This is a genomic window from Jatrophihabitans sp., assembly GCA_036399055.1.
GTDB lineage: Bacteria > Actinomycetota > Actinomycetes > Mycobacteriales > Jatrophihabitantaceae > Jatrophihabitans_A.
The window spans coordinates 50,515-72,551 of record DASWNX010000016.1 but is presented as its reverse complement, the minus strand read 5'-3'; the positions used below and the strand labels follow the sequence as shown (position 1 = coordinate 72,551).

Below are 22,037 nucleotides of genomic sequence, written 5' to 3'. Positions count from 1 at the left end.
CCGGACGTCTATTCTGTCAAGACTTTGTCATGACAAATGGTCCCGTGACTTTGTAGTTATGAGCTGACATACTTTCACTCATGTCGGCCGCCGTCTCCTCCGGGGTGTCACCCTTCGAGGGGATCGTCCTGGATCGGTTGAGCCCGGTCCCGCTGTACTACCAGGTCGCGCGGCATCTGGAGCAGGCGATTGAGAACGGCTCGCTGGTTCCCGGCACCCGGTTCGAGAACGAGCTGGAGTTGGCAGAGAAACTGGGACTTTCCCGGCCCACCATGCGACGCGCGATGCAGCATCTGGTCGACCAGGGCCTGCTGGTTCGCCGACGGGGTGTCGGAACCCGCGTGGTGTCGCCGAAGGTCCGCCGCTCGCTGAAGCTGACCAGCCTGCACGACGACCTGACCCGTGAAGGCCAGCGTCCCTCGACCAAACTGCTGTCCCTGGGCCAGGTCCCGGCGCCGGCCGAGGTCGCCACGGCGATGAGCCTGCCGGTCGCCGACCCGGTGCTCCAGATCGTCCGGCTCCGGTCGGCGCTGGAGCGGCCTATCGCGAAGATGACGAACTTCTTGCCTGCCGGCCTGCTTGAGATCAGCGCCGAGGCGCTGGAGTCCCGGGGGTTGTATGAGCTGCTGCGCGCCGCCGGGATCCACCTGCACTCGGCCACCCAGGTGATCGGGGCTCGCAGTGCCAACGCGGCCGAGGCCCGGCTGCTCGGCGAATCCAGGTCGGCGGCCCTGCTGACCATGCGACGCACCACCTATGACGACCGCGGCGTGGCCGTCGAGTACGGCAGCCACGTCTATGCCGCGACCCGGTACAGCTTTCAGCTGAGCCTGCTCGCAGGCTGAGAACCCTGATTGCCGTCACAGGCAGTCACCGCTTGAACCCGCCTTCTTTCCAGGGTTAAAGTCGAATAGAGCTGGAAAGGCAGCCAGGTTCGCCCGAGTCTGGGATGCGGCCATGATCTCTGTCTTTCAGTTCCTCCCGCCGGGCCTGCCACCGCAGCCTGGCCGCCGCCGCGGGTCCGCTCTGGATCGCCGCCAGCACCTGAGCGTGCGAGATCGCTGCTGGTGGTGTGGTCACCGCTGGGACTACCGGATGAGCACCCAGCGGGTGATCATCGAGTTTCGTCAGTGCCTCAGGTGCGACGAGGTGGAGGTCCAAGTCGGCTGAGGGTCGGCCACCGCACAGCCACGTCCTAGGCCCCGGTCGCCATGTCCAGCGGCCTGCCCAGCAGCACCTCCACGACCGCACGGGTGGCCGGTGAGGGCGCCAGTCCCAGCTCGGTCCGCAGCACCCGGCGGCATGCCTCGTACTGACGCAGCGCCTCAGCGGGATTCTGCTCAGCCAGATGGATGGTCATCACCTGCCGGTGCGCGCTCTCGCGCAGCGGATCACTGGCCACCGCCGTCAGGGCCGCCTGCAGCGCGCGATCATAGTGCCGGCGTTCGCTGGCTCGCTGGGCCAGTCGCTCCAGCAAGTGCAAGCGCACCTGGCGGAACCGCTCACGTTCGACACCGACCCAGTCCTCTTCCCAGTCCGGCAGCACGTCAGAGCTGAGGCGGCCGAGGTCGAGCTCGTCGAAATGGCTTTCATCCTGGGTTTGCTGCACATCCACCTGAACCTCCGACGCCAGGCTCAACCGGGATTGCACCGTGAGGACAAGCTGGTTGCCAGCCACCGTCGGCAACCGCCACAGGGTCGAGCGCAACCGCGCCAAGCCCTGCTGCTCGTCGAGATCGGCCCACAGCGCCGCAGCGGCGGCCCGGCGGCCCACCGGTCGCGCGCGTAGAGCCAGGTACGCCAGCAAACGCTGCGCCGGACGCGGCACCTGAACCGGCTTTCGCTGGTCGCTCAACTCGAAGCTGTCGAGCAACTGCAACTGCAGCTGCGGCACGCCGCAGCCAGGTCCATCAGTCATAGGGCAGCAAGCCTTGCGAGTGTGCGGGGGCCAGCGGAGTACCTGCGCCTTTGAGGAGACCTGCCGACCAATCGAGTATGCCCCGGCGAAGAAGGCTTGTGCCACTGAGACGGCGCAACGCCGTGGTGACGGCCACGCGCACGCCGCGGCGCCCGGTGGCGCACACGGTCATGAGATGAGTCCCGCGCAGGCTGGCCCAGTCAGCGCGGAGCGCGTCCGTGCCATCAGGGCCGGGCCCCCCGCCATCGTCTGCGAAAGGAATGACCTCATATGTACCGCCACGTAAAGAACCTGCAGTTCGAAGCCAAACCGGAACGGCCTGACGCCTTGTTCGCCATGAAGTTCCAGGAGATCCTCGGCGGTCAGTTCGGTGAGATGACCGTGATGATGCAGTACCTGTTCCAGGGCTGGAACTGCCGGATCCCCGGTAAGTACAAGGACATGATCATGGACATCGGCACCGAGGAGATCGGTCACGTCGAGATGCTCACGACGATGCTGGCCCGGCTGCTGGAGGGCGCCCCGGCAGAGACCACCGAGAAGGCGGTGGCGGCCAATCCGGTGCTGGCCGCGGTGATCGGAGGGATGAACCCTCAGCATGCCATCGTCTCCGGAGGCGGCGGGCTGCCCCGCGACAGCCAGGGAGTGCCGTGGAACGCCGGTTACATCGTCGCCAGCGGCAATATGCTCACCGACTTCCGATCCAACGCCGCAGCCGAGGGTCAGAGCCGGTTGATGACCAGCCGCATCTACAACATGACCGATGACCGCGGCGTGCGCGACATGTTGGCGTTCAACCTGGCCCGCGACACCTTCCACCAGCAGCAGTGGTTGCTGGCCATCGAGCAGTTGCAGGAGGACGGCCTGGCCGATCTCATCGAAGACTCGAACTTCGAGGAGGAGAACAAGGAGCACGACCACACCTTCTGGAGCTTCTCCGAAGGCAGCCAGGCTGGCGAGGGCCGGTGGGCGCGCGGCCAGACGCTGGTCGACGAGCAGCAGATCGTCTACCTGGCCGAACCGGTCCCGTTGACCGATGACACCGGCGTGCTGCCGGCGCCGGACCCGAAGCTGTTCGCCACCTACGACGGCAGCCGTGGAGCCGGCAAGCCGGGCACCGCGGGCGCGGCCACCGCCCAGGGCATCTCGAACGTGGTCAACAAGGTCAAGGACACCCTGACCTGAGCGACGGCCAGGGGGCAGGGGCGAGCGCGCCCCTGCCCCCTGCCCCCTGCCTCCTGTCACTGCCCCCGGCTCGGCCCCCTGACTACCCGTCGTCACCGCTGATGTGAAGGAGCCCGCATGTCCAGCAGCGCCCAGACCGCCTCCTGCCGAGCGGCCGGCCTCGCCCAGCGCTTGGCCAGGTTCGGCTGCCGGCGGCCGGCCACCCTGGTGTGGCTGCTCCTCTACGCCGTCGTCGCGGCGCTGGCGCCCTCGCCCGCGTCCCTGCTGGTCACCGCCGCGCTGGTGGGCGTGCTGGTCCTGCGGTTGCGCCTGGCTGAGCGCCTCGAGACGAGGATCGGTCGATGACGGCCTTCGCCGACCCGCTCAAGCCGGGCATCGCCGCCCCGATCACCGTCGGCGTGCGGACACCGCGGCTGTGGACGCGGACCGGCGCCACCGCGGTGCTGATCTCGGCCGGCTACCTCGATCCCGGTAACTGGGCCACCGACCTGGCCGCGGGCGCCCGCTTCGGAATGCGGCTGGTCTGGGTGGTGGCCATCGCCACCGTGCTGGCGCTGTTCCTGCAGCAACTGGCGGCCCGGCTGGGTCTGGGCAGCGGCTGTGACTTCGGGCAATTGCTGCGGCAGCGCTGCTCGCCGCTGGTGCGCTGGTCCCTCACCCCACCGATCCTCCTGGCGCTGGCGATCACCGAAGTGGTCGAGGTGCTCGGGGTGATCGTCGGTGTGCGGTTGCTGACCGGCCTGCCGGCCGGCGCCTCAGTCGCGGTGGCCGCGGTGCTGCTCACCGCGGTGCTCGCCGCGCCGGCCGGCGCCGGCCGGCTGGCCGTCTACGGCTGCCTGTCGATCGTCACCGTGGTGTACCTGGCGGTCCTGATCCGCTCGGGCCTGCAGGAGACGGCCGCCGGCTTGGCGCCTCGCCCGCTTCCGCCCGGCGGCCTGCCGGTGGCGCTGGGCATCATCGGCGCGATCGTGATGCCGCACAACCTGTTGCTCCACTCAAGCCTGGCCAAGCAGCTTCGCGCTCAGGACCCGCGGGCGACTGACCCTGCGCATGCCCGCACCCTGCTCGCCTCCACGATCAGAACGAGCGCGCTCGCGCTGCTCGCCGCCTTCGTCGTGAACTGCTCGATCATGTCGATCACCGCCCGGGCCGCCGGGCCGACCGGCGGCAACGAGGGCATCAGCGCCGCCTACCGCGACTTGGCGCCGGTGCTGGGGCAGGCGACGTCAGTGTTGTTCGCCCTCAGCCTGATCGCGGCCGGCCTGGCGTCCTCGGTCACCGGTGGAATGGCCGCGGCTGAGTCGCTGCGCGAACTGGTGCCCGCGCTCAGGCTGGCTCCGGTAGCCCGCCGGTTGAGCTGCCTGGCGCCGGCCGGCGCCGTCTGCGTCCTCGGCCTGCCCGAGGGCACCGTGCTGGTGTGGAGTCAGGTGGTGCTCAGCCTGGTGCTGCCGATGGTGCTGTTCCCGCTGATCTCCTTCGTCAGCGACCGGAAGCTGATGGGCTCACTGGTGGTCGGCCGCGGCCAGCGGACGCTGGCCCAGCTGATCGCGGCCGGGATCAGCGTGCTGTCGGCGACCGCGATCCTGGGGCTGTGACAGCCGCTAACCGGCGACCGGCGTCAACAGCCCGCGCTCGGCGACGACATCCAGCGCCAGGGTCCGGAAGCCGACGTCGTCGAACAGGACGACGACCCGGCCGGGCTCGTACTGCTGGACGACGCCGATCCCCCACTGGGCGTGTTCGACCCGCTGGCTCAAGGCAAAGGGCTGGTGCTCGACGGTGCTGGAGGTGCCGGCGTCACAGTTGTCGCAGTGGGAACAGGGATCCACCCGGTCCTCGCCGAGCAGTTGCAGCAGGAGCCGCCGACGGCAGTCACCGGTCTCGGCGTAGCGCCGCACCAGCTCGACCGCGGTCTCGGCCTGCGCCCGGCGCTGTCGGGCTGAGTGCTCGGCGTCTTCGACGGCGTGATCGGCGGCGTCGGGCTCGCAGACCCGGCGCAGGCTGCCGCGCCGCTCGGCTACCGCGTCCACGGCGATCAGGGCGTTGGCAGCCCGTCGGACCCGGGCAGCCGACAGGCCGGCTCGGTCGGCCACCACGCTGAGCTTGGTCGCGCGGCTGTCCAGCGCCGCCAGCAGCGCCGTCAGGTCGCCGGCCGACGGGCCCTGGCCGGCGCTGAAGTAACGGGCCAGGGCGTAGCCGTTCGGCCGGTTGAGCAGGATCGCTCGGGCCGGTTCTCCGTCACGGCCGGCGCGCCCGATCTGCTGGTAGTAGGCGTCGAGGTCCTCGGGCGGGTCGGCGTGCACGATCAGCCGCACGTCCGGCTTGTCGATGCCCAGGCCGAAGGCGTTGGTGGCCACCACGACCGACACCGAGCCGTCGAGGAAGGCGGCGTGGGCGGCGTCGCGCAGCTTGCGTGCCATCGAGCCGTGGTAGTGGACGGCGGCCAGGCCCAGCCCGGCCACCGCCTCGGCCAGCTCCTCGCTGCGCCGACGGCTGGCGACATAGACGATGGCGGTGCCCGTTCCGTCGCGCACCTGGTCCTGCAGTGCCTGCAGCACCTGGGCGTCGGCTGCGGCCGCGTCGGTGGCCAGCTGGCTGCCCAGCCAGATGTTGGGACGGTCGAACTCCCCCACGATCACGGCCGGCTCGGTCATCTTCAGGGCGCTGACGATCTCGCCGCGCACGCGCGGCGAGGCGGTGGCTGTCAGCGCCAGCACCCGGGGCCGGCCCAGGGCCGCGATCACCGTCGGCAGGGCCAGGTAGTCCGGTCGGAAGTCGTGGCCCCACGAGCTCACGCAGTGCGCCTCGTCCACGACGAACAAGGACACCTTCGTCGCGGTCAGCGCCTGCAGCACCTCTTCGCGCGCCAGTTGCTCCGGTGACAACAGCAGGAACTCCAACTCGCCGGTGGCCATCCGCTCCAGCACGCGGCGTTGCTGGGCGGCGGTCATCAGGCTGTTGAGAGCCGCCGCCGGTGGGCCCGCCGTGGACAGCGCCACCAACTGATCCTGCTGCAGGGCGACTGTCGGCGACACGATCACCGTCGCCCCGGGCAGCAGCTGACCGGCCACCCGGTAGATCAGCGACTTTCCGGTGCCGGTCGCCAGAACCGCGAGGGTGTCGCGCTCAAGCACCGCCTCCAGCGCTTCGGCCTGCCCCGGCCGCAGCTCGACGTCGCCGAGCAGTTGCCGGACCGCGGCGCCGAGCTGGCGTTCGACCGATGCCGCCAGGGTCATGGCCGGCCCGGGTGGCCGATCTGGGCCAACCGATGTCGAGCCAGCCGCTCGGCCAGTTCGGGCAACGCTTCGACCGGAGTCGCCTGGATGTCGTCCAGGCAGCCGGTGACCACCTCGATGACGGTGCTCAGCGGCAGGCAGCACTCCTGCTCGCGGTAGAGCCGCTCGACGACGCCTGCCAGCAGGGCGCCCGTCGACGCCGGCAGCGTCACTGACGCCGGAAGGGTCGGGATGGAGGAGAGATGCTCGGGAGACGGCAACAACGCTGTCACGGATAATCCGCTCTGCAGGGATCGCCACCTCGGGGGCCGGCTGAATCAGCCGGCGCGAGCACCAACGCGGGTCATCCGCGTGGCCACCACGTGACGCCAAGGCTGCGTTCCCAGCCTGTCATTGACGGTACGTCATTCATTGGCCGTTGACAAAGGGAATCAAACCGCAGGGCCGGCCCGCCGAAGCCCTTAGAACTGCCCGACCACGTCCACGATCAGGATCTGGGCCGGCGAGGCAGGCTGGGCCTGCTGGCCGCCGGAGGCCGGCTTCGCGGCGATCGCGGGCACCAGGATCAGCGCGCGGCTGCCGATGTTGCGCCCGTTGAGCACGCTGGCCACGGTGAGCACGTTGCGCGCGGCCACCGTCTGGGGCGCCTTGCCCCAGGTGGACTGGGTGTTCTTTCCGGTGGCGGCGTCGGTCTGCACGACCTGCAGGACGAGGGTCTTGGCCGGGTCGATCTTCGCTCCGGAGCCGGTCACCAGCAGGGTGGCGGCGGGCTTCTTGCCGAGCTTGACCCCGGCTGTGCTGATCACCGTCGGCGCCTTGGCAGCGACATTGGTGATCTTGGGCAGCCCGGCCGGCAGGCGGGTCACGGCGGTGCCCGGCGCCGAGGCGTTCGGCTTGTAGGTCGCGATCAGGTCGACGACGAAGACCAGCGTGTCGGTACCGGCGATGCCGGCTTGCGGCTGCCCCTGGGCGCCATAGCCGTCAGCCGGCGGGATTGACAGCAGCACCCGGCTGCCGAGCCGCTTACCCACCAGGGTCTTGTCCCAGCCCGGGATCACCGCGCCGGCGCCGATCACGAACGCGGCCGGGGCGCCCCGGTCGAAGGAGCTGTCGAAGACCTTGACCTTGCCGTCCTTGGGCGCCCAGGTCTGGCCGCTGTAGTTGGCCACCAGGGTGTCGCCCTTGGCCACCGTGTCGCCAGAGCCGCTGGTGATGACCTGCTCGGAGAGCTGGCTGGGCGCCGGCTTGTCGGCCACGGTGACGACCGGCTTGACGCCGAAGCCGCCCTTGACCGAGGCGTCGGCCACGCCCTTCACCGCGCTGGCAGCCGGTGACGCCGACCCCGAGGTCGAAGCAGAGGCAGCGCCGGAGCTGGCAGGCGGGGCGTCGGGCTCATCGCCGGAGCCGCAGGCGGTGAGCAGCGAGATCGGCAGGACGAAGGAGGCGAGCACAAAGCGCGAACGAGAGAACACAAAATCCCCAACCGGGTGAACAAGTGACGAGCAAACCCGACAAGCCTAACCCGGATTGCTGTGTTGCCCCGTCCGCGCCGATCGAGCGCTCTCTCAGCAGGGGATAGTCCAGGCAGATCCACTCGCCAGCAGCAGGCCGAACAGCCCCAGGGTCATGATTTGCAGCTGAGCAGGCCACCAGCTCGCAGCGGGAACTACTCCGAACTCGTGATCGACGTCGGCTCAGGCTCAAGCGGGAGCTCGGGCTCGCCGTGCAGGGCGTCCAAGAAGGTCTGGGCCCAGTGCGCGACGTCGTACTCGCGCACCCGCCGCCGCAACGAGCGCATCCGCCGCCGGGCTTCCTGCGGCGAGATCCGCGCGGCCCGGACGATCGCGTCCTTGAGCCCGGCAATGTCGTGCGGGTTCACCATGAAGGCGCTGCCGAGCTCGTCGGCGGCGCCGGTGAACTCGCTCAGCACCAGAGCGCCGGACTCGTCATAACGGCACGCCACGTACTCCTTGGCGACCAGGTTCATGCCGTCGCGCAGCGAGGTGACCAGCATGACGTCGGCTGCCAGGTAGAGCGCGGCCATCTCCTCCTGCGGATAGGACTGGTGCAGGTAGTGCACCGGGGCGCTGCCCACCTCGCCGAACTCGCCGTTGATCCGGCCGACGGTCACCTCGACCTCGTCGCGCAGCTTGCGGTACTGCTCGACCCGCTCCCGGCTAGGACTGGCCACCAGCACCAGGACGTCCTGCGGTGAGGTCAGCCGACCTTCCTGCAGCAGCTCGCCGTAGGCCTTGAGCCGGTGCGCGATCCCCTTGGTGTAGTCCAGCCGGTCCACGCCCAGCAGCAGGGTCTTGGGATTGCCGAGGGCCTGCCTGATCTCCGCTGCCCGGGCTTTGACCTCAGGCCGGCGTGCGAGAGCCTCGAAGCCGGCCGAGTCGATCGAGATCGGAAAGGTCGCCGCCCGCACCGTCCGGTCGTCCTCGGCGGCTGCCGGCCCTGCCCGTCGGCGACCGGTGGAGTTCCCGGCCGGACTGCGGGCGGCGTCACCGGACCAGACCCGCGGAACCCGCACCAACGGGCCGCGGGTGGCCAGCCCGGCGGCCCGGCGGCAGGCCCGCAAGAAGTTGGTGGCGTCGCCCTGACGCTGGAATCCCAGCAGGTCAGCCCCCAGCAGACCCTCGATGATCTGCCGCCGCCACGGCAACTGGGCGAAGATCTCATAGCCGGGAAAGGGAATGTGGTTGAAGAATCCGATCCGCAGGTCCGGGCGCTGGGCTCGTAACATGCCCGGCACCAGCTGCAACTGGTAGTCCTGCACCCACACCACCGCCGCGTCGGCGGCCTGCTCGGCCGCGGCCCGGGCGAACCGCTGGTTGACCTTGACATAGGCGTCCCACCACGCGCGCCGAAATCTCGGCGGGGCGATCACGTCGTGATACAGCGGCCACAACGTGTCGTTGGAGAATCCCTCGTAATAGTCGCGAATCTCCTCACTCGACAGGCTGACGCCGACCAGCCGCATGCCTGCCTCGTCGAAGGGCTCCGGCGCCGGGCCGGGAGCTCCGGTCCAGCCGATCCAGGCGCCGTCGGCCTGCTGCATCACCGGTTGCAACGCGGTCACCAGCCCGCCGGGGCTGCGCCGCCAGGACACCTGCCCATCCGGCTCCTCGACGCGGTCCAGCGGTAACCGGTTGGCCACGACGACGAAGTCGTACTCACCGGTCACCGCCGGGGTGGGCTCACCGTGGCGACGCTCCTGCGTTGTGCTGCTCATCAGGCCTTGACTCCATGCGGCGTGTTCACCGGTCGGTTGCGCGACAGCTACCTGGCTGGCTTAGCCCTCTCGACCATAACCTGCCGGCTCGCGCCCTGGTCGGCCGGGCGGGCGCGCGCAGGTTACCGGCTTGGGGCCCGGCGGAGCGCGTTGAGATAGCTGATCCACTCCAGCTTGCGGTGACCCCGGGCGCACGGGCACAGTGGCGCTCAGGCCGTGTGTCGCTGCAGCGGCATCGCGGTCCAGGCCCGTTCGGTTCAACCGAGAGCCGTCCGGGCCGACTTCGCCTCGACGCGTCAAGGCCATCTACGGTGGAACGATGATCTCGACATCAAGGCCGATCGAGGCGACTCCCGAGCAGGTGTGGGCGGTGCTCAGCGACGGCTGGCTGTATGCCGGTTGGGTCGTCGGCGCCTCCCGAATCCGCGAAGTCGATCCGCGGTGGCCGGCCGTCGGCGCCACGATCTCGCACTCCGTCGGCAGCTGGCCGCTGCTGCTCGACGACGACACCGAGGTGCTGACCTGCCGACCTGAGCACATCCTGCGGCTGCTTGCCCGTACCCGGCCGTTGGGTGAGTCGCTGGTCGAGATCGAACTCACCGAGCGCCCGGGGCTGGGCACCTGCACCGTGACGATCCGTGAGGACACCATCAGCGGTCCGGGGCTGCTGGTGCTGCCTGCGCTGCGGCAACTGGCGCTGGCGCCGCGCAACCGGGAGTCGCTGCGCCGACTGGACTACCTGGTTCGCGGCCGGGTGCGCAGGGATCACGAGGGATGACTTCCCGTTCTATCGAAATTGACAATCAATGTCATTAAGAGTTGGCTGGTCGCTGGCAGCGCTACCGGGAAGGCGACTGCCTCCGCTCGTCACAGCGCTTCGCTCATCGCACCGCCAGGAGAGACTCGATGCCTGCTCAAGCCCCTTGGCGTGCATTGCTAGCCGCCGTTGTGACGACCGTCGCAGTGGCCGGCTGCGCCACCACTCCCAGCGCCCCGGCCGCTCCCGGCGGCCCGATCGAGGTCGCCGCCAGCACCAATGTCTGGGGAAGCATCCTCAGCCAGCTCGGCGGCAGCCACGTCCGTGCCACCGCGATCATCTCCAATCCGCAGACGGACCCGCACGCCTACGAGCCGACTCCGGCCGACGCCCGGACGATCGCCGGCTCGCGGGTCTTCGTCCAGAACGGGGTCGGCTATGACCCGTGGGCGGCACGAAGCGTGGCGGCCAGCCCCGATGAGAACCGGACGGTCATCGACGTGGGCAAGCTGGTCGGGACGCCCGACGGCGGCAACCCGCACCGTTGGTACTCCCCCGCCGACGTCGCCAAGGTCATCGACGCGGTCAGCGCCGGTCTGAAGCGGGCCGATCCGGCCAACGCCGAGTACTACGACAACCGGCGGCGCAGCTTCCAGGCCGAAGACCTGGGCCAGTACCACCAGTTGATCAGCGACATCAAAGCCCGCTACCCCGGCGTCGCCGTCGGCGCCAGCGAGAGCATCTTCGAGCCGATGTCCCAGGCGCTCGGCCTGAAGCTGGCGACCCCTGCCGGATTTCTGCAGGCGATCAGCGAGGGCACTGACCCCAGCGCCGCCGACAAGGCCGCCAGCGAAGCGCAACTGAGCCGCCGGACGGTCAGGGTCTATGTCTACAACGGCCAGAACGCCACACCGGACGTCGCGGCTCAGTTGGCAACGGCGCGCCGGGCCGGCGTGCCGGTGGTGGCCGTCACCGAGACGATCAACCCGCCCGACGCCAGCTTTCAGCAGTGGCAGGTCAGCCAGCTGCGCGCGTTGCTGGCCGCGTTGAAGCAGTCGGCCGAGCGATGACCGAGCCGTTCCCGACCACCGCCGCAGCCGCGGCGGGAGTGTCCACGGCCCAGGACTCGGCGCCAGGCGGGTCGGCGCCAGGCGGGTCGGCGCCAGGCGGGTCAGCAGGGCCTGCAGTGCAGCAGCCGGCCGAGGTGCTCAGCCTCACCGGCGTCACCGGCGCCATCGGCGGCCGGGCGATCTTCTCCGACGTCAGCCTGCGGGTGCGGGCCGGTGAGTTCGTGGCGGTGCTGGGACCCAACGGCGTCGGCAAGTCCACGCTGCTCAAGACGGTGCTCGGGCTGCTACCGACCAACGCAGGTCAGATCCAGGTGCTGGGCGGCCCGCCCGGGCGGCACAACTCCCGCATCGGGTACCTGCCGCAACGGCGGGCCTTCGACCCCGCGACCAGGATCCGTGGCGTCGACATCGTCCGGATGGGCTGGGACGGTGACCGTTGGGGCATCGCGCTCCCGGGCCGGCTGGCCGGACAGGCCGGGCGCGAGGCTCGTGAACGGGTCCGCGAGGTGATCGCCCTGGTGGGCGCCGAGCAGTACGCCCACCGACCGATCGGCCAGTGCTCAGGTGGTGAGCAGCAGCGGCTGCTGATCGCCCAGGCACTGATCCGCCGCCCGGAGCTGCTGGTGCTCGACGAGCCGCTGGACAGCCTGGACGTCACCAACCAGGCGTCGGTGAGCGCGCTCATCCAGTCGGTCTGCCGCAGCCACGGGGTGGCGGTGATGCTGGTCGCCCACGACGTGAACCCGATTTTGCCCTACCTGGACCAGGTGATCTACCTGGCGCACGGCGGCGCGGTGATGGGCCCGCCTGAAGAGGTGATCACCGCCGACACCCTCAGCATGCTCTACGGCACTGCCGTCGACGTGCTGCGCGACCGCACCGGCCGGTTGGTGGTGGTGGGCCAGCCCGACAGCCACGCCGAGCACCGGCCGGGGCCATGACAGGCCTGAGCTGGAACCTGCTCGAGAACATCGAGCAACTGCTGAGCTACCACTTCATGCTCAACGCGCTGCGGGCCGGCACCATCGTCGCGGTGCTGTCCGGCGCGATCGGCTATGTCATGGTGCTGCGCCGGCAGAGCTTCGCCGGGCACACCCTGGCGGTGATCGGCTTTCCCGGCGCGGCCGGCGCGACCTGGCTCGGGCTCAGCCCCAGCCTCGGGTACTTCGGGTTCTGCATCGCCGGCGCGCTGGTGATCGCGGCCTTGCCCAGGGCCGGCCGGCGCAGCTCCGGACTGGGCGGCTACGGCGACGAGTCGGCCGTCATCGGCACCGTGCAGGCGTTCGCGCTGGCCTGCGGGTTCCTCTTCGTCAGCCTCTACCAGGGTTTTCTCAGCGGGTTGACCGGATTGCTGTTCGGCGCCATCACCGGCGTCTCCGACGGCCAGGTGCTGGCGCTGCTGGCAGCCGGTTGCGGTTGCCTGCTCGTGCTGCTGGCACTGGGACGCCCGCTGCTGTTCAGCAGCATCGACACCGACGTCGCCCAGGCCCGCGGTGTGCCGGTGCGACTGGTCGGCGTCGCCTTTCTGGTGCTGCTTGCCGTCGCGGCGGCCGGCGCCAGCCAGATCACCGGAAGCCTGCTGGTGTTCGCACTGCTGGTGACCCCGGCCGCGACGGCCAGCCGGCTGACCGCCAAACCAGCGCTCGGGCTGCTGCTGTCGGTGCTGATCGCGGTGGCGGTGACCTGGCTGGGCGAGGGCATCGCGTTCTTCTCGCCGTACCCGATCGGCTTCTGGGTCACCACCCTGGCCTTCGGCGCCTTCTTGCTGGCGGCCGGCTACCGCCGCGGGCTCAGCTGGATCGGCCGGCGGCGACTCAGCCGAAGCCCGCTCGCCGCCGTGAGCGGCACGGCAGGCGGGTTCGGCCCGTGATCGAGCTGCTGGCCGGCGACCCGGTGACCGGGCTGGCGAACATGCTCTCGCAGCCGTTCGTCCGCAACGCCTTGCTGGCCGGAACCGCGATCGCGGCGCTGTCGGGCCTGGTCGGCTACTTCGTCGTGCTGCGCGGTCAGGTCTTCGCAGGCGACGCGCTGTCCCACGTCGCCTACGCCGGAGCGCTGGCCGCCCTGGCAGCCGGACTGGACCTGCGGTTGGGCCTGTTCGCCGCCACCATCGGCGTGGGGCTGCTACTCGGATCGATGGGCGGGCGCGGCGTTGCCGACGACGTGGTGATCGGCACCGTCTTCGCCTGGGTGCTCGGCCTGGGTGTGCTGTTCCTGACGCTGTACACGACCCACAGCAGCGCCGAGAACGGCACCGCCAACGTCAACGTGCTGTTCGGCTCGATCTTCGGCATCAGCTCGGCGACGGCCGTCACCTCAGCCTGGATCGCGGCCGGCTTGATCGCGGCGTTGCTGCTGATCGCCCGCCCGCTGCTGTTCGCCAGCGTCGACCCCGCGGTGGCCGCGGCTCGCGGCGTGCCGGTCCGGCTGCTCGGGCCGCTGTTCCTGGCGATCCTGGGCGGCGCCGTCGGCGAGGCCAGCCAGGCCGTCGGCGCGCTGTTGCTGTTGGGGCTGCTGGCCGCGCCGGCAGCCGCGGCCCAGCGGCTGACCCCCGATCCGTGGCGCGCGCTGGGCCTGTCCGCGGCCCTGGCGGTGCTCGCGATGTGGGCCGGGCTGAGCCTGTCCTACGCGGTCCCGGCGCTGCCGCCCAGCTTCTGCATCATCGCTTTCGCCACCGCCGAGTTCGTCCTCGCCGCCGGTCACCGCAGGTTCCGCGGCTCCGACCGGCTCGCCGCGCCGAAGGCGAACCGCTCGCGGTACGTCCAGGGCCCTCCGTCGTAGCGCCACAACCGCAACCCCCGCGCGGTGATCGCAAACGGCGCGAAATCCTGCCGCAGCTGGGCAAGGGTACGGCTGGCGACCTCGGGGCTCACCTTGTTCTGCACCGTCACGTGCGGTCGAAAGCCCTGCCGGTCCTGCCGGGTCAGCGCCTCCCACCACCTGTCCTGCAGCTCCCGGTGCAGGGCGAGCAGCTCGGCTGAGCGCAGCCGGTAGGCCACCCCGCGACCCAGCGGCATCAGCTCGAAGACCTCGACCGGGAACGGCTCGCGGGCCGCGGCCGCGGCCAGCGCCTGCAGCACGGCCGGCTCCTGCGCGGCGGGCACGGCATGAAACAGCGTCACGTGCGCGGCCACCTGGGTGCGCCCCGGCGCGAACAGCGCGGCTCGCTCACCGTCGAAGCGCGCCTGGGCCTGGTCATCGATCTCCAACGTCACCACGAAGGGACGGCTCTGCTCGGCATCCGGCGCCACGGTCTCATCGTGGCAGCCGTTTGCGCGTCTCGGCCGCGAGATCGCCAAACGCGCAGCCGGCACGGCGTCGGATTGCCATACTCAGGCCCATGCTGCTGCTGGCCGAAGAACTGCTGTTGCTGGGACTCGACCCCGTCAAGGGGACCGTCGTCAACGGCGCCAGGCAGCAACTGCTGGTGGGCCTGGCCGGCGCGTTGATCGGCGAGCTCGCGCTGGTGGGCGCGGTGGAGCTGTCCGGTGGGCGCTTCGTCGCGGCCGGGTCAGCGCCGGAGCACCCGCTGCTGGCCCAGACGCACCGGCTGCTCGCCGAACCGACCCGCCGCCGGGCCCCCGGGCAGCTGCGGCGGATCGACAAGGCGGTCGGCGGGCTCTGGCCCCGGCTCGTCGACGGCCTGATCGAGCAGGCCGTGCTGGGCCGCCGCCCTGACCGGGTGCTGGGGTTCACGGTGACCCGGCATCCGGTGCTTGAGCCCGCAGCCCGCGACGAGCCGTTGCAACGCGTGCGACTGGCCGCGGCCGGCGACAACGGCCTGGAGGCGCGCACCGCGGTGCTGCTGGCGCTGACCGGGCCGTCCCGGCTGCTGGACGTCATCGCGCCCGACCGCGCGGACCGACGGCACGCCAAGCAACGCGTCAAGATGGCAAGCGAGCTGACCCCGGTGGCTCCGGTCGTGAAGAAGGTGATCGCGGAGATGCAGGCCGCGGCCGCGGCCGGGGCGACGGTCGCCGCCACGAGCGCCGCCACCAGCGGCGGCTGAGACCCACCCGGTCAGCCCGCGGCTGAGCTGAAACCGAGGGCGCCGGTCAGCGGCGTCATGCTCACAGCGCGCTGGGACGCCCGGTCAGCATGACGCGCCAGCTGCCGTCGTCGGTGAGACCTGAGACCCGTCCGATCAGCCCGCGGCTGAGCTGTCTGAGTGCTTGGGGCAGAGCCCGAACACCTCGAGGGTGTGGCTGACCTCGGTGTAGCCGGCAGCCGCGGCCACCCGTTCGGCCCACGCCTCGACCTCCGGCCCGCTCACCTCGACGCTGCGGCCGCACTGCCGGCAGACCAGGTGGTGGTGATGGTCCTCGGCCGGCGCGCCTTCTCCGGCCGGCACCCCGCAGAGCCGGTACTGGGACTCGCCGTCGGCGGTGTGCACGACATCTGCGCTGCCCTGCTCGGCCAGCGTGCTGAGGTGCCGGTACACCGTCGTCAGGCCGATCCGGTCACCACGCCGTCGCAGCTCGGCGAACAGGTCCTGCGCGGTCCGGAAACCGTCGGCCTCGCGCATGATCGACTCGACTGCCTCGGCCTGGCGGGTGTTGCGCGAGCGGGTGGTCGGCGTCGGCGAACTCGTCCGTCCTGCCGTCATGGCTTCCTCCAGGATCTCGGCGCCCCCGCCGTCGGCATCAGTGTTCCCTATCAGTCCAGCGTGGTCAGGCCCTTGCCCGGGATGGTCAATCCAGCTTGTCCAGCTGCTCGGCGCTCAGTGGCGTCAGCTCGCTCGTCGCCATGGTGACCGAGGCGTCGGGGTGGACGGTCACGGTGTCGACGGTGACCGCGCCGGACACCCGATCGACGGTGAGCAGCACGAACGGGGCGTTGTTGCGCGGGGTGGACAGCCCGCCGAAGCCGTCACCGGCGCCGTGGCCGCCGGTGCTGCCCAGGCTGATCACGCGCACCACGCCGTTCGGGGTGCTCACCTCGGCGCTCGGCTTGCCGCTGTAGTCGCGGCCGCCGATCACGATCGGTGCGCAGCCACCGGCGACCACCTGGTCCAGCAGCTCCTTGTCGTGGGCGTAGACCGCCAGCGGCGGGTCCGCGCAGGCGCTCTGGCGCAGCCCCTCGGCCACTGTCTCAGTCGTGACCGCCGGGTCGATCAGCTCGGCCGCCGAGCCGAAGTTGGCGACATAGGGGCTGTTGGCGCCGAGGAACTGAGCGCCTTCGATCTTCTGCGGGGCGCCCTCGGCCACCGAGAAGCCCACCTTCTCGGCGTAGGCCTTCACCGCCGGGGTGTCATGCCTGCCCAGTGAGGTGTGCACCGGGATGTCGCCGGCGTAGTTGGCCAGCACGTCCACGGTGTAGCTCTTGAGATAGGACAGGTACGCCTCCTGGGACGTCCCGGTCGCGGTCAGGTCACCGAGGTTGAGGATCGCGTCCGCCGAGACGTGCTGGGCGCTCTCGCCGACCACCCGGGCCATCCCGCTGGTGCCCTGCAGGTCGTCCAGCACGGCGATCCGGATCAGGTCCGGGCTGCCGGGCAGCGTGGGCACGCCGAAGCGGGCCTCGAAGGCGGTGTCCCGGTTGGCCGACACCCGGTCGTAGAAGGCCTGCTCGCTCTTGCTCAGCGAGTCGACGGTGGTGACGGCCTGCGTGGCCAGGTACTTGAACGGCCCGGTGATCTGCCAGCCGGACAGGAAGGTGCCGCGCAGCTGGCTGTCCGGGCTGATCGACTGGCGCCGGTCCGACAGCGGCGAGCAGAGGTAGCCGGCCGGGATCAGCACGACCAGCATCACCGCCCCCGCCACCAGCCAGGCCGCGGCCCGCTCCGGCCGGCGGTCGGCGAGCACGGCCGCCCGCTGCTGGGGAGCCAGCCGGGCCACTGCCCGCCGGCGGTGCTTGAGGTAGGCGTAACCGAGGATCTCCAGCATCGCCACGAGGTAGGCGGCGCCGAAGCCGATGGCGCCGTAGTGGCGCAGCACCTCGGCGGTGACCTCGTTCAGCTCGTCGCGGCGGGCCTGCTCGTCGGCGAACAGGTGGCCAGCCACGTCGATCGTCGAGCGGTCCAGCGCGCCGGTGGGCCCGAACAGCGACAAGTTCAAATTGGTGGGGCGGATGTCGAGGCCGACGTGCTTGCCCAGCACCACCGGGCCCTGCCGGCGCAGGCCGCCCAGCAGGCCCGAGTCGATCAGGACGGTGTCACTGCCGATCCGCAGGTCCACCTGAGCGCCAAGCCCGTCCAGGCCGATGTCGCGCACCTGGGCAGGCGGCGCCCAGGACACGGCTGTCAAGCCGGCCGCGACCGGGGTCAGCGCCAGCCCGAGCACCGCCAGCACCCACAGCGCCAGGCCGGCCGGCGACCTGCGGCCAGGACCCGTCCAGGGCAGCGGCCGGTCGATCACAACCGGGGACGCCTCGCGCGGGACCGCCCGCTCGAGATCCTGCTGACTGGTCATCGCCGGTCAGTTTAGTGGGCCGGCGCCGCGCGGCGCCCTCTCGGCGGCTGCCGCGACGGCAGGGGCAGCTCAGGCGGAGCCGCGCGCGGCTCGCCTGGCGGCGCGCGCGGCGGACTCGGCAAGGTCGAGCTGCTGGGCCTGCTCCGGAGTCGGCGCGGCGCCGCCGAGGCGGGCCGGCAGGAACTTCAGGTCGTCTCCGGTCAGCGGCGGGTAGGCGTCCTGAGCCGCGTGCAGCAGCTCGGTCATCGCTGCGCGCAGCGCGTGCAGCGCCACCTCAGGAGCGTCCTTGCGGTTGACCGGGATCGCCTTGCCGACGCTGAGGATGATCGGCGTCCGGGTCCGGCCGAGCCGCTTGGGATGGTCCTTGGTCCAGACCCGCTGCGAGCCCCAGATGACCATCGGCAGCAGCGGGACGCCAGCCGCGGCCGCCATCCGGACCGCCCCGGTCTTGAACTCCTTCAGCTCGAAGGACCGCGAGATCGTCGCCTCCGGGAAGACACCGACGATCTCGCCGGCTTTCAGCGCCTGGACGGCGGCCCGGTAGGAGGCGGCGCCGGCGTCGCGGTCGACCGGGATGTGCCGCATGCCGCGCATCAGCGGCCCGCTGACCGGATGCCGGAACACCTGCTCCTTGGCCATGAACCGGATCACCCGCCCGGCGGGCCTGGCAGCCAGCCCGGCGTAGGTGAAGTCCATGTAGCCGGTGTGGTTGATGGCCATCACGGCGCCGCCGTCGGCGGGCACGTTCTCGGCGCCGTTGACGGTGAAGCGCAAACCCTGCAGGGCGAAGACGCACCGGGCGAATGCGATGACTGACGAGTACACCGGCTCCATCTGCCATACCGTAGCGGCCTCAGCGCGAGCGCCGGAGGCGACGTGGCGCGTCCGTCGGTAAGAGGCCATGCTGGGTCGATGGCGCCCGTGGATCTGCAGACTCTTGACCCGGCCGGCCTGGGCCAGGCCTTGGAGCAGGCGGGTTACCTGCCCGACGAGGGGCTGAGCACCGCGGCGTTTCTGGCGCTGCGCATGCACCGGCCGCTGTTCCTGGAGGGCGATGCCGGCGTCGGCAAGACCAGCCTGGCGCACGCGCTCGCCGAGGTGCTCGGCGCCGAGCTGGTCCGGCTGCAGTGCTACGAGGGCATCGACGCCTCGCAGGCGCTCTATGACTGGGACTTTCCGCGCCAGGTGCTGCACCTGCGGGCGGCCGAGGCCGCCGCCGGAGCGGGCGCGGCCGGCAGTGACGGCCACCGCGACGCCGAGGAGCTCGAGCGCTCGCTCTATGACCGGCGGTTCCTGATCGCCCGGCCGATCCTGCGCGCGCTGGAGCACCACCCGTCGGTGCTGCTGATCGACGAGATCGACCGGGCCGACGACGAGTTCGAGGCGTTCCTGCTGGAGGTGCTCGCCGACAACGCGGTCACCATCCCCGAGCTCGGCACGATCCGCGCCGAGGTGCCGCCCCTGGTCGTGCTCACCTCGAACCGGACCCGCGAGGTGCACGACGCGCTGAAGCGGCGCTGCCTCTACCACTGGGTGGCGCACCCGTCCTACGAGCGCGAGGTGGCGATCCTGCGCCGCCGGCTGCCCGAGGTCAGCGAGCGGCTGGCCCGAGAGGTCGCCGCGGCCGTGCGCCGGATGCGCGAAGCCGACCTGCTCAAGCCGCCTGGCGTCGCCGAGTCGATCGACTGGGCGCAGGCGCTGCACCTGCTGGGCGCCGACGCGCTGGACGCCGACCTGGCCGCCGCGACCCTGGGCGCGGTGCTGAAGTACCAGGAGGACGCGGTGCGGATCCGCGAGACCGTGCTGGCGGAGCTGACCGGATGAGCGGACCTGCCCGGGCCGGCGCCGCCGGCTCGACGACTCTCACGGCCAAGGCCCTGACCGAGCCGCGGCGGGACTTCACCGATGTGGTGCTGGGCTTTGCCCGGACGCTGCGGCACGCCGGCGTGCCGGCCGGCCCGGACCGGGTGCAGGCCATGCTGGGCGCGCTGGGGCACCTGCAGGTGCTGGACCCGACGCAGGTGTACTGGGCTGGCCGGCTGACGCTGTGCGCCGACCCCGAGGACCTCGACCGCTATGACGCGGCCTTCGCGCTGTACTTCGGCGGCCGGCGCAGGCAGGGCGCCAGGGCCGCCGCCGACCCGCCGCCGGTGCTGGCGCCGGCGCCCTTCGAGCCCGATCAGGGTAGTGAGCAGCAGGACTCCGACGACAGCCCCAGCTTCGCGGTGCACGCCAGCCGGCATGAGCTGCTGCGGCACAAGGACGTCACGACGCTCAGCGCGACCGAGCGCGAGCAACTGCGACGGCTGTTCGCGTTGCTGGCGCCGCGGGCCTCGGGCCGGCGGTCGTTGCGCTACGTCCGGGCCCACCGCGGCCGGGTGGACCTTGACCGCTCGGTGCGTCAGATGTTGCGCGACGGCGGCGAGCCCACCGAGCTGATCCGCCAGCGCCGCCGGCGCAAGCCGCGACGGCTGGTCCTGCTGATCGACGTCAGCGGTTCGATGTCGCCCTACGCCGACTGGCTGCTGCGCTTCGCTCACGCCGCCACCAGGCGCGCGCCGCTGAGCACCGAGGTGTTCACCGTCGGCACCCGGCTGACCAGGGTGACCCGTGAGCTGCGGCTGCGCGATCCGGACCGGGCGCTGGCCGCCGCCGGACGGGCCGTTCCGGACTGGCGGGGCGGCACCCGGCTCGGTGACGCCTTAAAGGCGTTCTCCGACCGCTGGGGTCAGCGCGGGGTGGCTCGCGGCGCGGTGGTGGTGCTGTGCTCGGACGGCTGGGAACGCGGTGACCCGGCCGAGTTGGGCAACCAGCTGGCCCGCTTGGCCCGGCTGGCGCACGCGGTGGTGTGGGTCAACCCGCACAAGGGCAAGGACGGTTTCGCACCGGTCACCGGCGGGATGGTGGCGGCCCTGCCGCACCTCGACGCGCTGGTGGCCGGGCACAGTTTCGCGGCACTGGAGGAACTGGTCGAGGTGATCGCCAATGCGTGACGTGCTGGACCAACTGCAGGACTGGTGGGCCCGGGGCGCTGAGGTGGGACTGGCCACCGTGGTCTCGACCTGGAGCTCGGCGCCGCGGCAACCGGGCGCCTCGATGCTGGTCGGGCCGGACGGCAGCGCGGCCGGCAGCGTGTCCGGCGGCTGCGTCGAGGGCGCGGTGTACGAGCTGGCCACCGAGGTCCGCGACGGGCGCGAGCCGGTGCTGCAGCGTTACGGGGTCAGTGACTCCGACGCGTTCGCGGTCGGGTTGACCTGCGGCGGCGTCATCGACATCTTCCTCGAGCGGGTCGGCCCGGCCAGCTTTCCGGAGTTCGGCGCGGTCGCCGAGGACATCCGGGCCGGCCGGCCCGTGGCGGTGGCCACCGTGGTCGAGGCGCCGGCGGACCTGCTCGGCCGGCGGTTGGTGATCCGGCCGGCCGCCTCGTCGGGCGGCGCGGCGGGCGGCGCGGGCGGCGTGGCGGGCGGCGCGGGCGGCGTGACGGGCGGCGTGGCGGGCGGTGGCGTCGCGGGCGGCGTGGCGGGCGTCTCGGTGGCGGGTGACCTGATGGCCGACGGCTCGCAGCGGCTGATCGACGCGATCCGCGACGACGCGCTGGGCCTGCTCGTCCAGGGCCGGACCGGGGTGCTGCGCTACGGCCACGACGGCGAGCGCCGGGTGGACGACATCGCCGTCTTCGTCGCCGCCTACGCGCCGAGGCCCCGGATGATCGTCTTCGGCGCGATCGACTTCGCCTCGGCGGTCGCCAGGATCGGCTCGTTCCTGGGGTACCGGGTGACCGTCTGCGACGCCCGTCCGATCTTCGCGACCCGGCGGCGCTTTCCCGACGCCGACGAGGTGATCGTGGAGTGGCCGCACCGCTACCTGGCCTCCACCGAGGTGGATGAGCGGACGGTGGTCTGCCTGCTCACCCACGACCCGAAGTTCGACGTGCCGCTGCTGGAACTTGCCCTGCGGCTGCCGCTGGCCTACATCGGCGCGATGGGGTCGCGGCGGATCAACGACGACCGGCTGCGGCGGCTGCGCGAGCTGGGCCTGACCGAGACCGAGCTGGCCCGGCTTCGGGCGCCGATCGGCCTGGACATCGGCGCCCGCACGCCGGAGGAGACAGCCGTCTCGGTGGCCGCGGAGATCATCGCGGCGCGTTGGGGGGGCTCGGGGCAGCCGTTGCGGAGCTCCGACGGGCCGATCCACGCCGCCGTCGCCCAGCAGCTCGCGCGGTGAGG

General features: G+C 71.3%; 22 protein-coding genes. 13 read left to right on the top strand and 9 right to left on the bottom strand.

The features are described from left to right. Positions 1-80: 80 nt before the first annotated feature. Complete coding sequence (locus VGB75_05480) at positions 81-845, top strand: GntR family transcriptional regulator (GenBank protein ID HEY0166476.1); 765 nt, start codon at positions 81-83, stop codon at positions 843-845. A gap of 350 nt (positions 846-1,195) precedes the next feature. Here VGB75_05480 and VGB75_05475 read toward each other — a convergent pair whose 3' ends face one another. After that, positions 1,196-1,918: a bacterial transcriptional activator domain-containing protein gene (locus tag VGB75_05475; GenBank protein ID HEY0166475.1), complete on the bottom strand. Its 723-nt coding sequence runs from the start codon at positions 1,916-1,918 to the stop codon at positions 1,196-1,198. 270 nt (positions 1,919-2,188) lie between these two features. On the opposite strand from VGB75_05475, the gene VGB75_05470 reads away from it, so the two are divergent. The 3 genes from VGB75_05470 to VGB75_05460 all read left to right on the top strand — a co-directional run bounded on the left by VGB75_05470 (position 2,189) and on the right by VGB75_05460 (position 4,698). Continuing rightward, complete coding sequence (locus VGB75_05470; GenBank protein ID HEY0166474.1) at positions 2,189-3,103, top strand: manganese catalase family protein; 915 nt, start codon at positions 2,189-2,191, stop codon at positions 3,101-3,103. Positions 3,104-3,220: 117 nt separating this feature from the next. Beyond that, the gene (locus VGB75_05465; protein HEY0166473.1) at positions 3,221-3,448 is read left to right on the top strand and encodes a hypothetical protein; all 228 of its coding nucleotides are present in this window, start codon (positions 3,221-3,223) and stop codon (positions 3,446-3,448) included. Beyond that, positions 3,445-4,698 carry an Nramp family divalent metal transporter gene (locus VGB75_05460; GenBank protein ID HEY0166472.1) on the top strand — a complete coding sequence of 418 codons (1,254 nt, stop codon included), beginning with the start codon at positions 3,445-3,447 and terminating at the stop codon, positions 4,696-4,698. Before VGB75_05465 ends, VGB75_05460 begins: the two co-directional genes overlap by 4 nt. Before the next feature lie 6 nt (positions 4,699-4,704). On the opposite strand, the gene VGB75_05455 is transcribed toward VGB75_05460, so the two are convergent. The 4 genes from VGB75_05455 to VGB75_05440 all read right to left on the bottom strand — a co-directional run bounded on the left by VGB75_05455 (position 4,705) and on the right by VGB75_05440 (position 9,574). Then, entirely contained in the window at positions 4,705-6,339 is a 1,635-nt protein-coding gene (locus tag VGB75_05455; protein ID HEY0166471.1) for a RecQ family ATP-dependent DNA helicase, read from the bottom strand. Then, the gene (locus VGB75_05450; protein ID HEY0166470.1) at positions 6,336-6,611 is read right to left on the bottom strand and encodes a hypothetical protein; all 276 of its coding nucleotides are present in this window, start codon (positions 6,609-6,611) and stop codon (positions 6,336-6,338) included. The genes VGB75_05455 and VGB75_05450 overlap by 4 nt, the downstream gene beginning before the upstream one ends. Before the next feature lie 189 nt (positions 6,612-6,800). Next, positions 6,801-7,811: an FKBP-type peptidyl-prolyl cis-trans isomerase gene (locus VGB75_05445; protein HEY0166469.1), complete on the bottom strand. Its 1,011-nt coding sequence runs from the start codon at positions 7,809-7,811 to the stop codon at positions 6,801-6,803. 194 nt (positions 7,812-8,005) lie between these two features. Further along, positions 8,006-9,574 carry a trehalose-6-phosphate synthase gene (locus VGB75_05440; GenBank protein ID HEY0166468.1) on the bottom strand — a complete coding sequence of 523 codons (1,569 nt, stop codon included), beginning with the start codon at positions 9,572-9,574 and terminating at the stop codon, positions 8,006-8,008. Between the two features lie 319 nt (positions 9,575-9,893). Between VGB75_05440 and VGB75_05435 the strand changes: the two genes are divergently transcribed. The 5 genes from VGB75_05435 (at position 9,894) to VGB75_05415 (ending at position 14,182) form a co-directional block, all read left to right on the top strand. Further along, positions 9,894-10,352 carry an SRPBCC family protein gene (locus tag VGB75_05435; protein ID HEY0166467.1) on the top strand — a complete coding sequence of 153 codons (459 nt, stop codon included), beginning with the start codon at positions 9,894-9,896 and terminating at the stop codon, positions 10,350-10,352. Between the two features lie 170 nt (positions 10,353-10,522). Beyond that, entirely contained in the window at positions 10,523-11,401 is an 879-nt protein-coding gene (locus VGB75_05430) for a zinc ABC transporter substrate-binding protein (GenBank protein ID HEY0166466.1), read from the top strand. Next, complete coding sequence (locus tag VGB75_05425; protein ID HEY0166465.1) at positions 11,398-12,342, top strand: ABC transporter ATP-binding protein; 945 nt, start codon at positions 11,398-11,400, stop codon at positions 12,340-12,342. The genes VGB75_05430 and VGB75_05425 overlap by 4 nt, the downstream gene beginning before the upstream one ends. Next, on the top strand, positions 12,339-13,271 hold the full coding sequence (locus VGB75_05420) for a metal ABC transporter permease (protein HEY0166464.1): 933 nt from the start codon (positions 12,339-12,341) through the stop codon (positions 13,269-13,271). The genes VGB75_05425 and VGB75_05420 overlap by 4 nt, the downstream gene beginning before the upstream one ends. Next, positions 13,268-14,182, top strand: coding sequence for a metal ABC transporter permease (locus tag VGB75_05415; GenBank protein HEY0166463.1), 915 nt, complete (start codon positions 13,268-13,270; stop codon positions 14,180-14,182). Before VGB75_05420 ends, VGB75_05415 begins: the two co-directional genes overlap by 4 nt. Here the strand turns inward: VGB75_05415 and VGB75_05410 are convergent. Continuing rightward, on the bottom strand, positions 14,101-14,652 hold the full coding sequence (locus tag VGB75_05410) for a 2'-5' RNA ligase family protein (protein HEY0166462.1): 552 nt from the start codon (positions 14,650-14,652) through the stop codon (positions 14,101-14,103). The two genes, VGB75_05415 and VGB75_05410, sit on opposite strands and share 82 nt — an antisense overlap. An 89-nt stretch (positions 14,653-14,741) precedes the next feature. Between VGB75_05410 and VGB75_05405 the strand changes: the two genes are divergently transcribed. Further along, positions 14,742-15,410: a GPP34 family phosphoprotein gene (locus VGB75_05405; GenBank protein ID HEY0166461.1), complete on the top strand. Its 669-nt coding sequence runs from the start codon at positions 14,742-14,744 to the stop codon at positions 15,408-15,410. Between the two features lie 135 nt (positions 15,411-15,545). Here the strand turns inward: VGB75_05405 and VGB75_05400 are convergent, their stop codons facing one another. The 3 genes from VGB75_05400 to VGB75_05390 form a co-directional block, all read right to left on the bottom strand. Continuing rightward, positions 15,546-16,007: a transcriptional repressor gene (locus VGB75_05400; GenBank protein ID HEY0166460.1), complete on the bottom strand. Its 462-nt coding sequence runs from the start codon at positions 16,005-16,007 to the stop codon at positions 15,546-15,548. A gap of 85 nt (positions 16,008-16,092) precedes the next feature. Beyond that, positions 16,093-17,811 (bottom strand): hypothetical protein, encoded by a 1,719-nt coding sequence (locus tag VGB75_05395; GenBank protein HEY0166459.1) that lies wholly within the window; start codon positions 17,809-17,811, stop codon positions 16,093-16,095. Between the two features lie 69 nt (positions 17,812-17,880). Next, on the bottom strand, positions 17,881-18,645 hold the full coding sequence (locus VGB75_05390) for a lysophospholipid acyltransferase family protein (GenBank protein ID HEY0166458.1): 765 nt from the start codon (positions 18,643-18,645) through the stop codon (positions 17,881-17,883). A 78-nt stretch (positions 18,646-18,723) separates the two neighbouring features. Here VGB75_05390 and VGB75_05385 point away from each other — a divergent pair, with 78 nt between their 5' ends. The 3 genes from VGB75_05385 to VGB75_05375 are packed head-to-tail and all read left to right on the top strand — an operon-like array spanning position 18,724 to position 22,035. Next, positions 18,724-19,635 (top strand): MoxR family ATPase, encoded by a 912-nt coding sequence (locus VGB75_05385; GenBank protein HEY0166457.1) that lies wholly within the window; start codon positions 18,724-18,726, stop codon positions 19,633-19,635. After that, positions 19,632-20,804: a VWA domain-containing protein gene (locus tag VGB75_05380; protein HEY0166456.1), complete on the top strand. Its 1,173-nt coding sequence runs from the start codon at positions 19,632-19,634 to the stop codon at positions 20,802-20,804. Before VGB75_05385 ends, VGB75_05380 begins: the two co-directional genes overlap by 4 nt. Further along, positions 20,797-22,035, top strand: coding sequence for an XdhC/CoxI family protein (locus VGB75_05375; protein HEY0166455.1), 1,239 nt, complete (start codon positions 20,797-20,799; stop codon positions 22,033-22,035). The genes VGB75_05380 and VGB75_05375 overlap by 8 nt, the downstream gene beginning before the upstream one ends. The last annotated feature ends 2 nt before the right edge of the window (positions 22,036-22,037 follow it).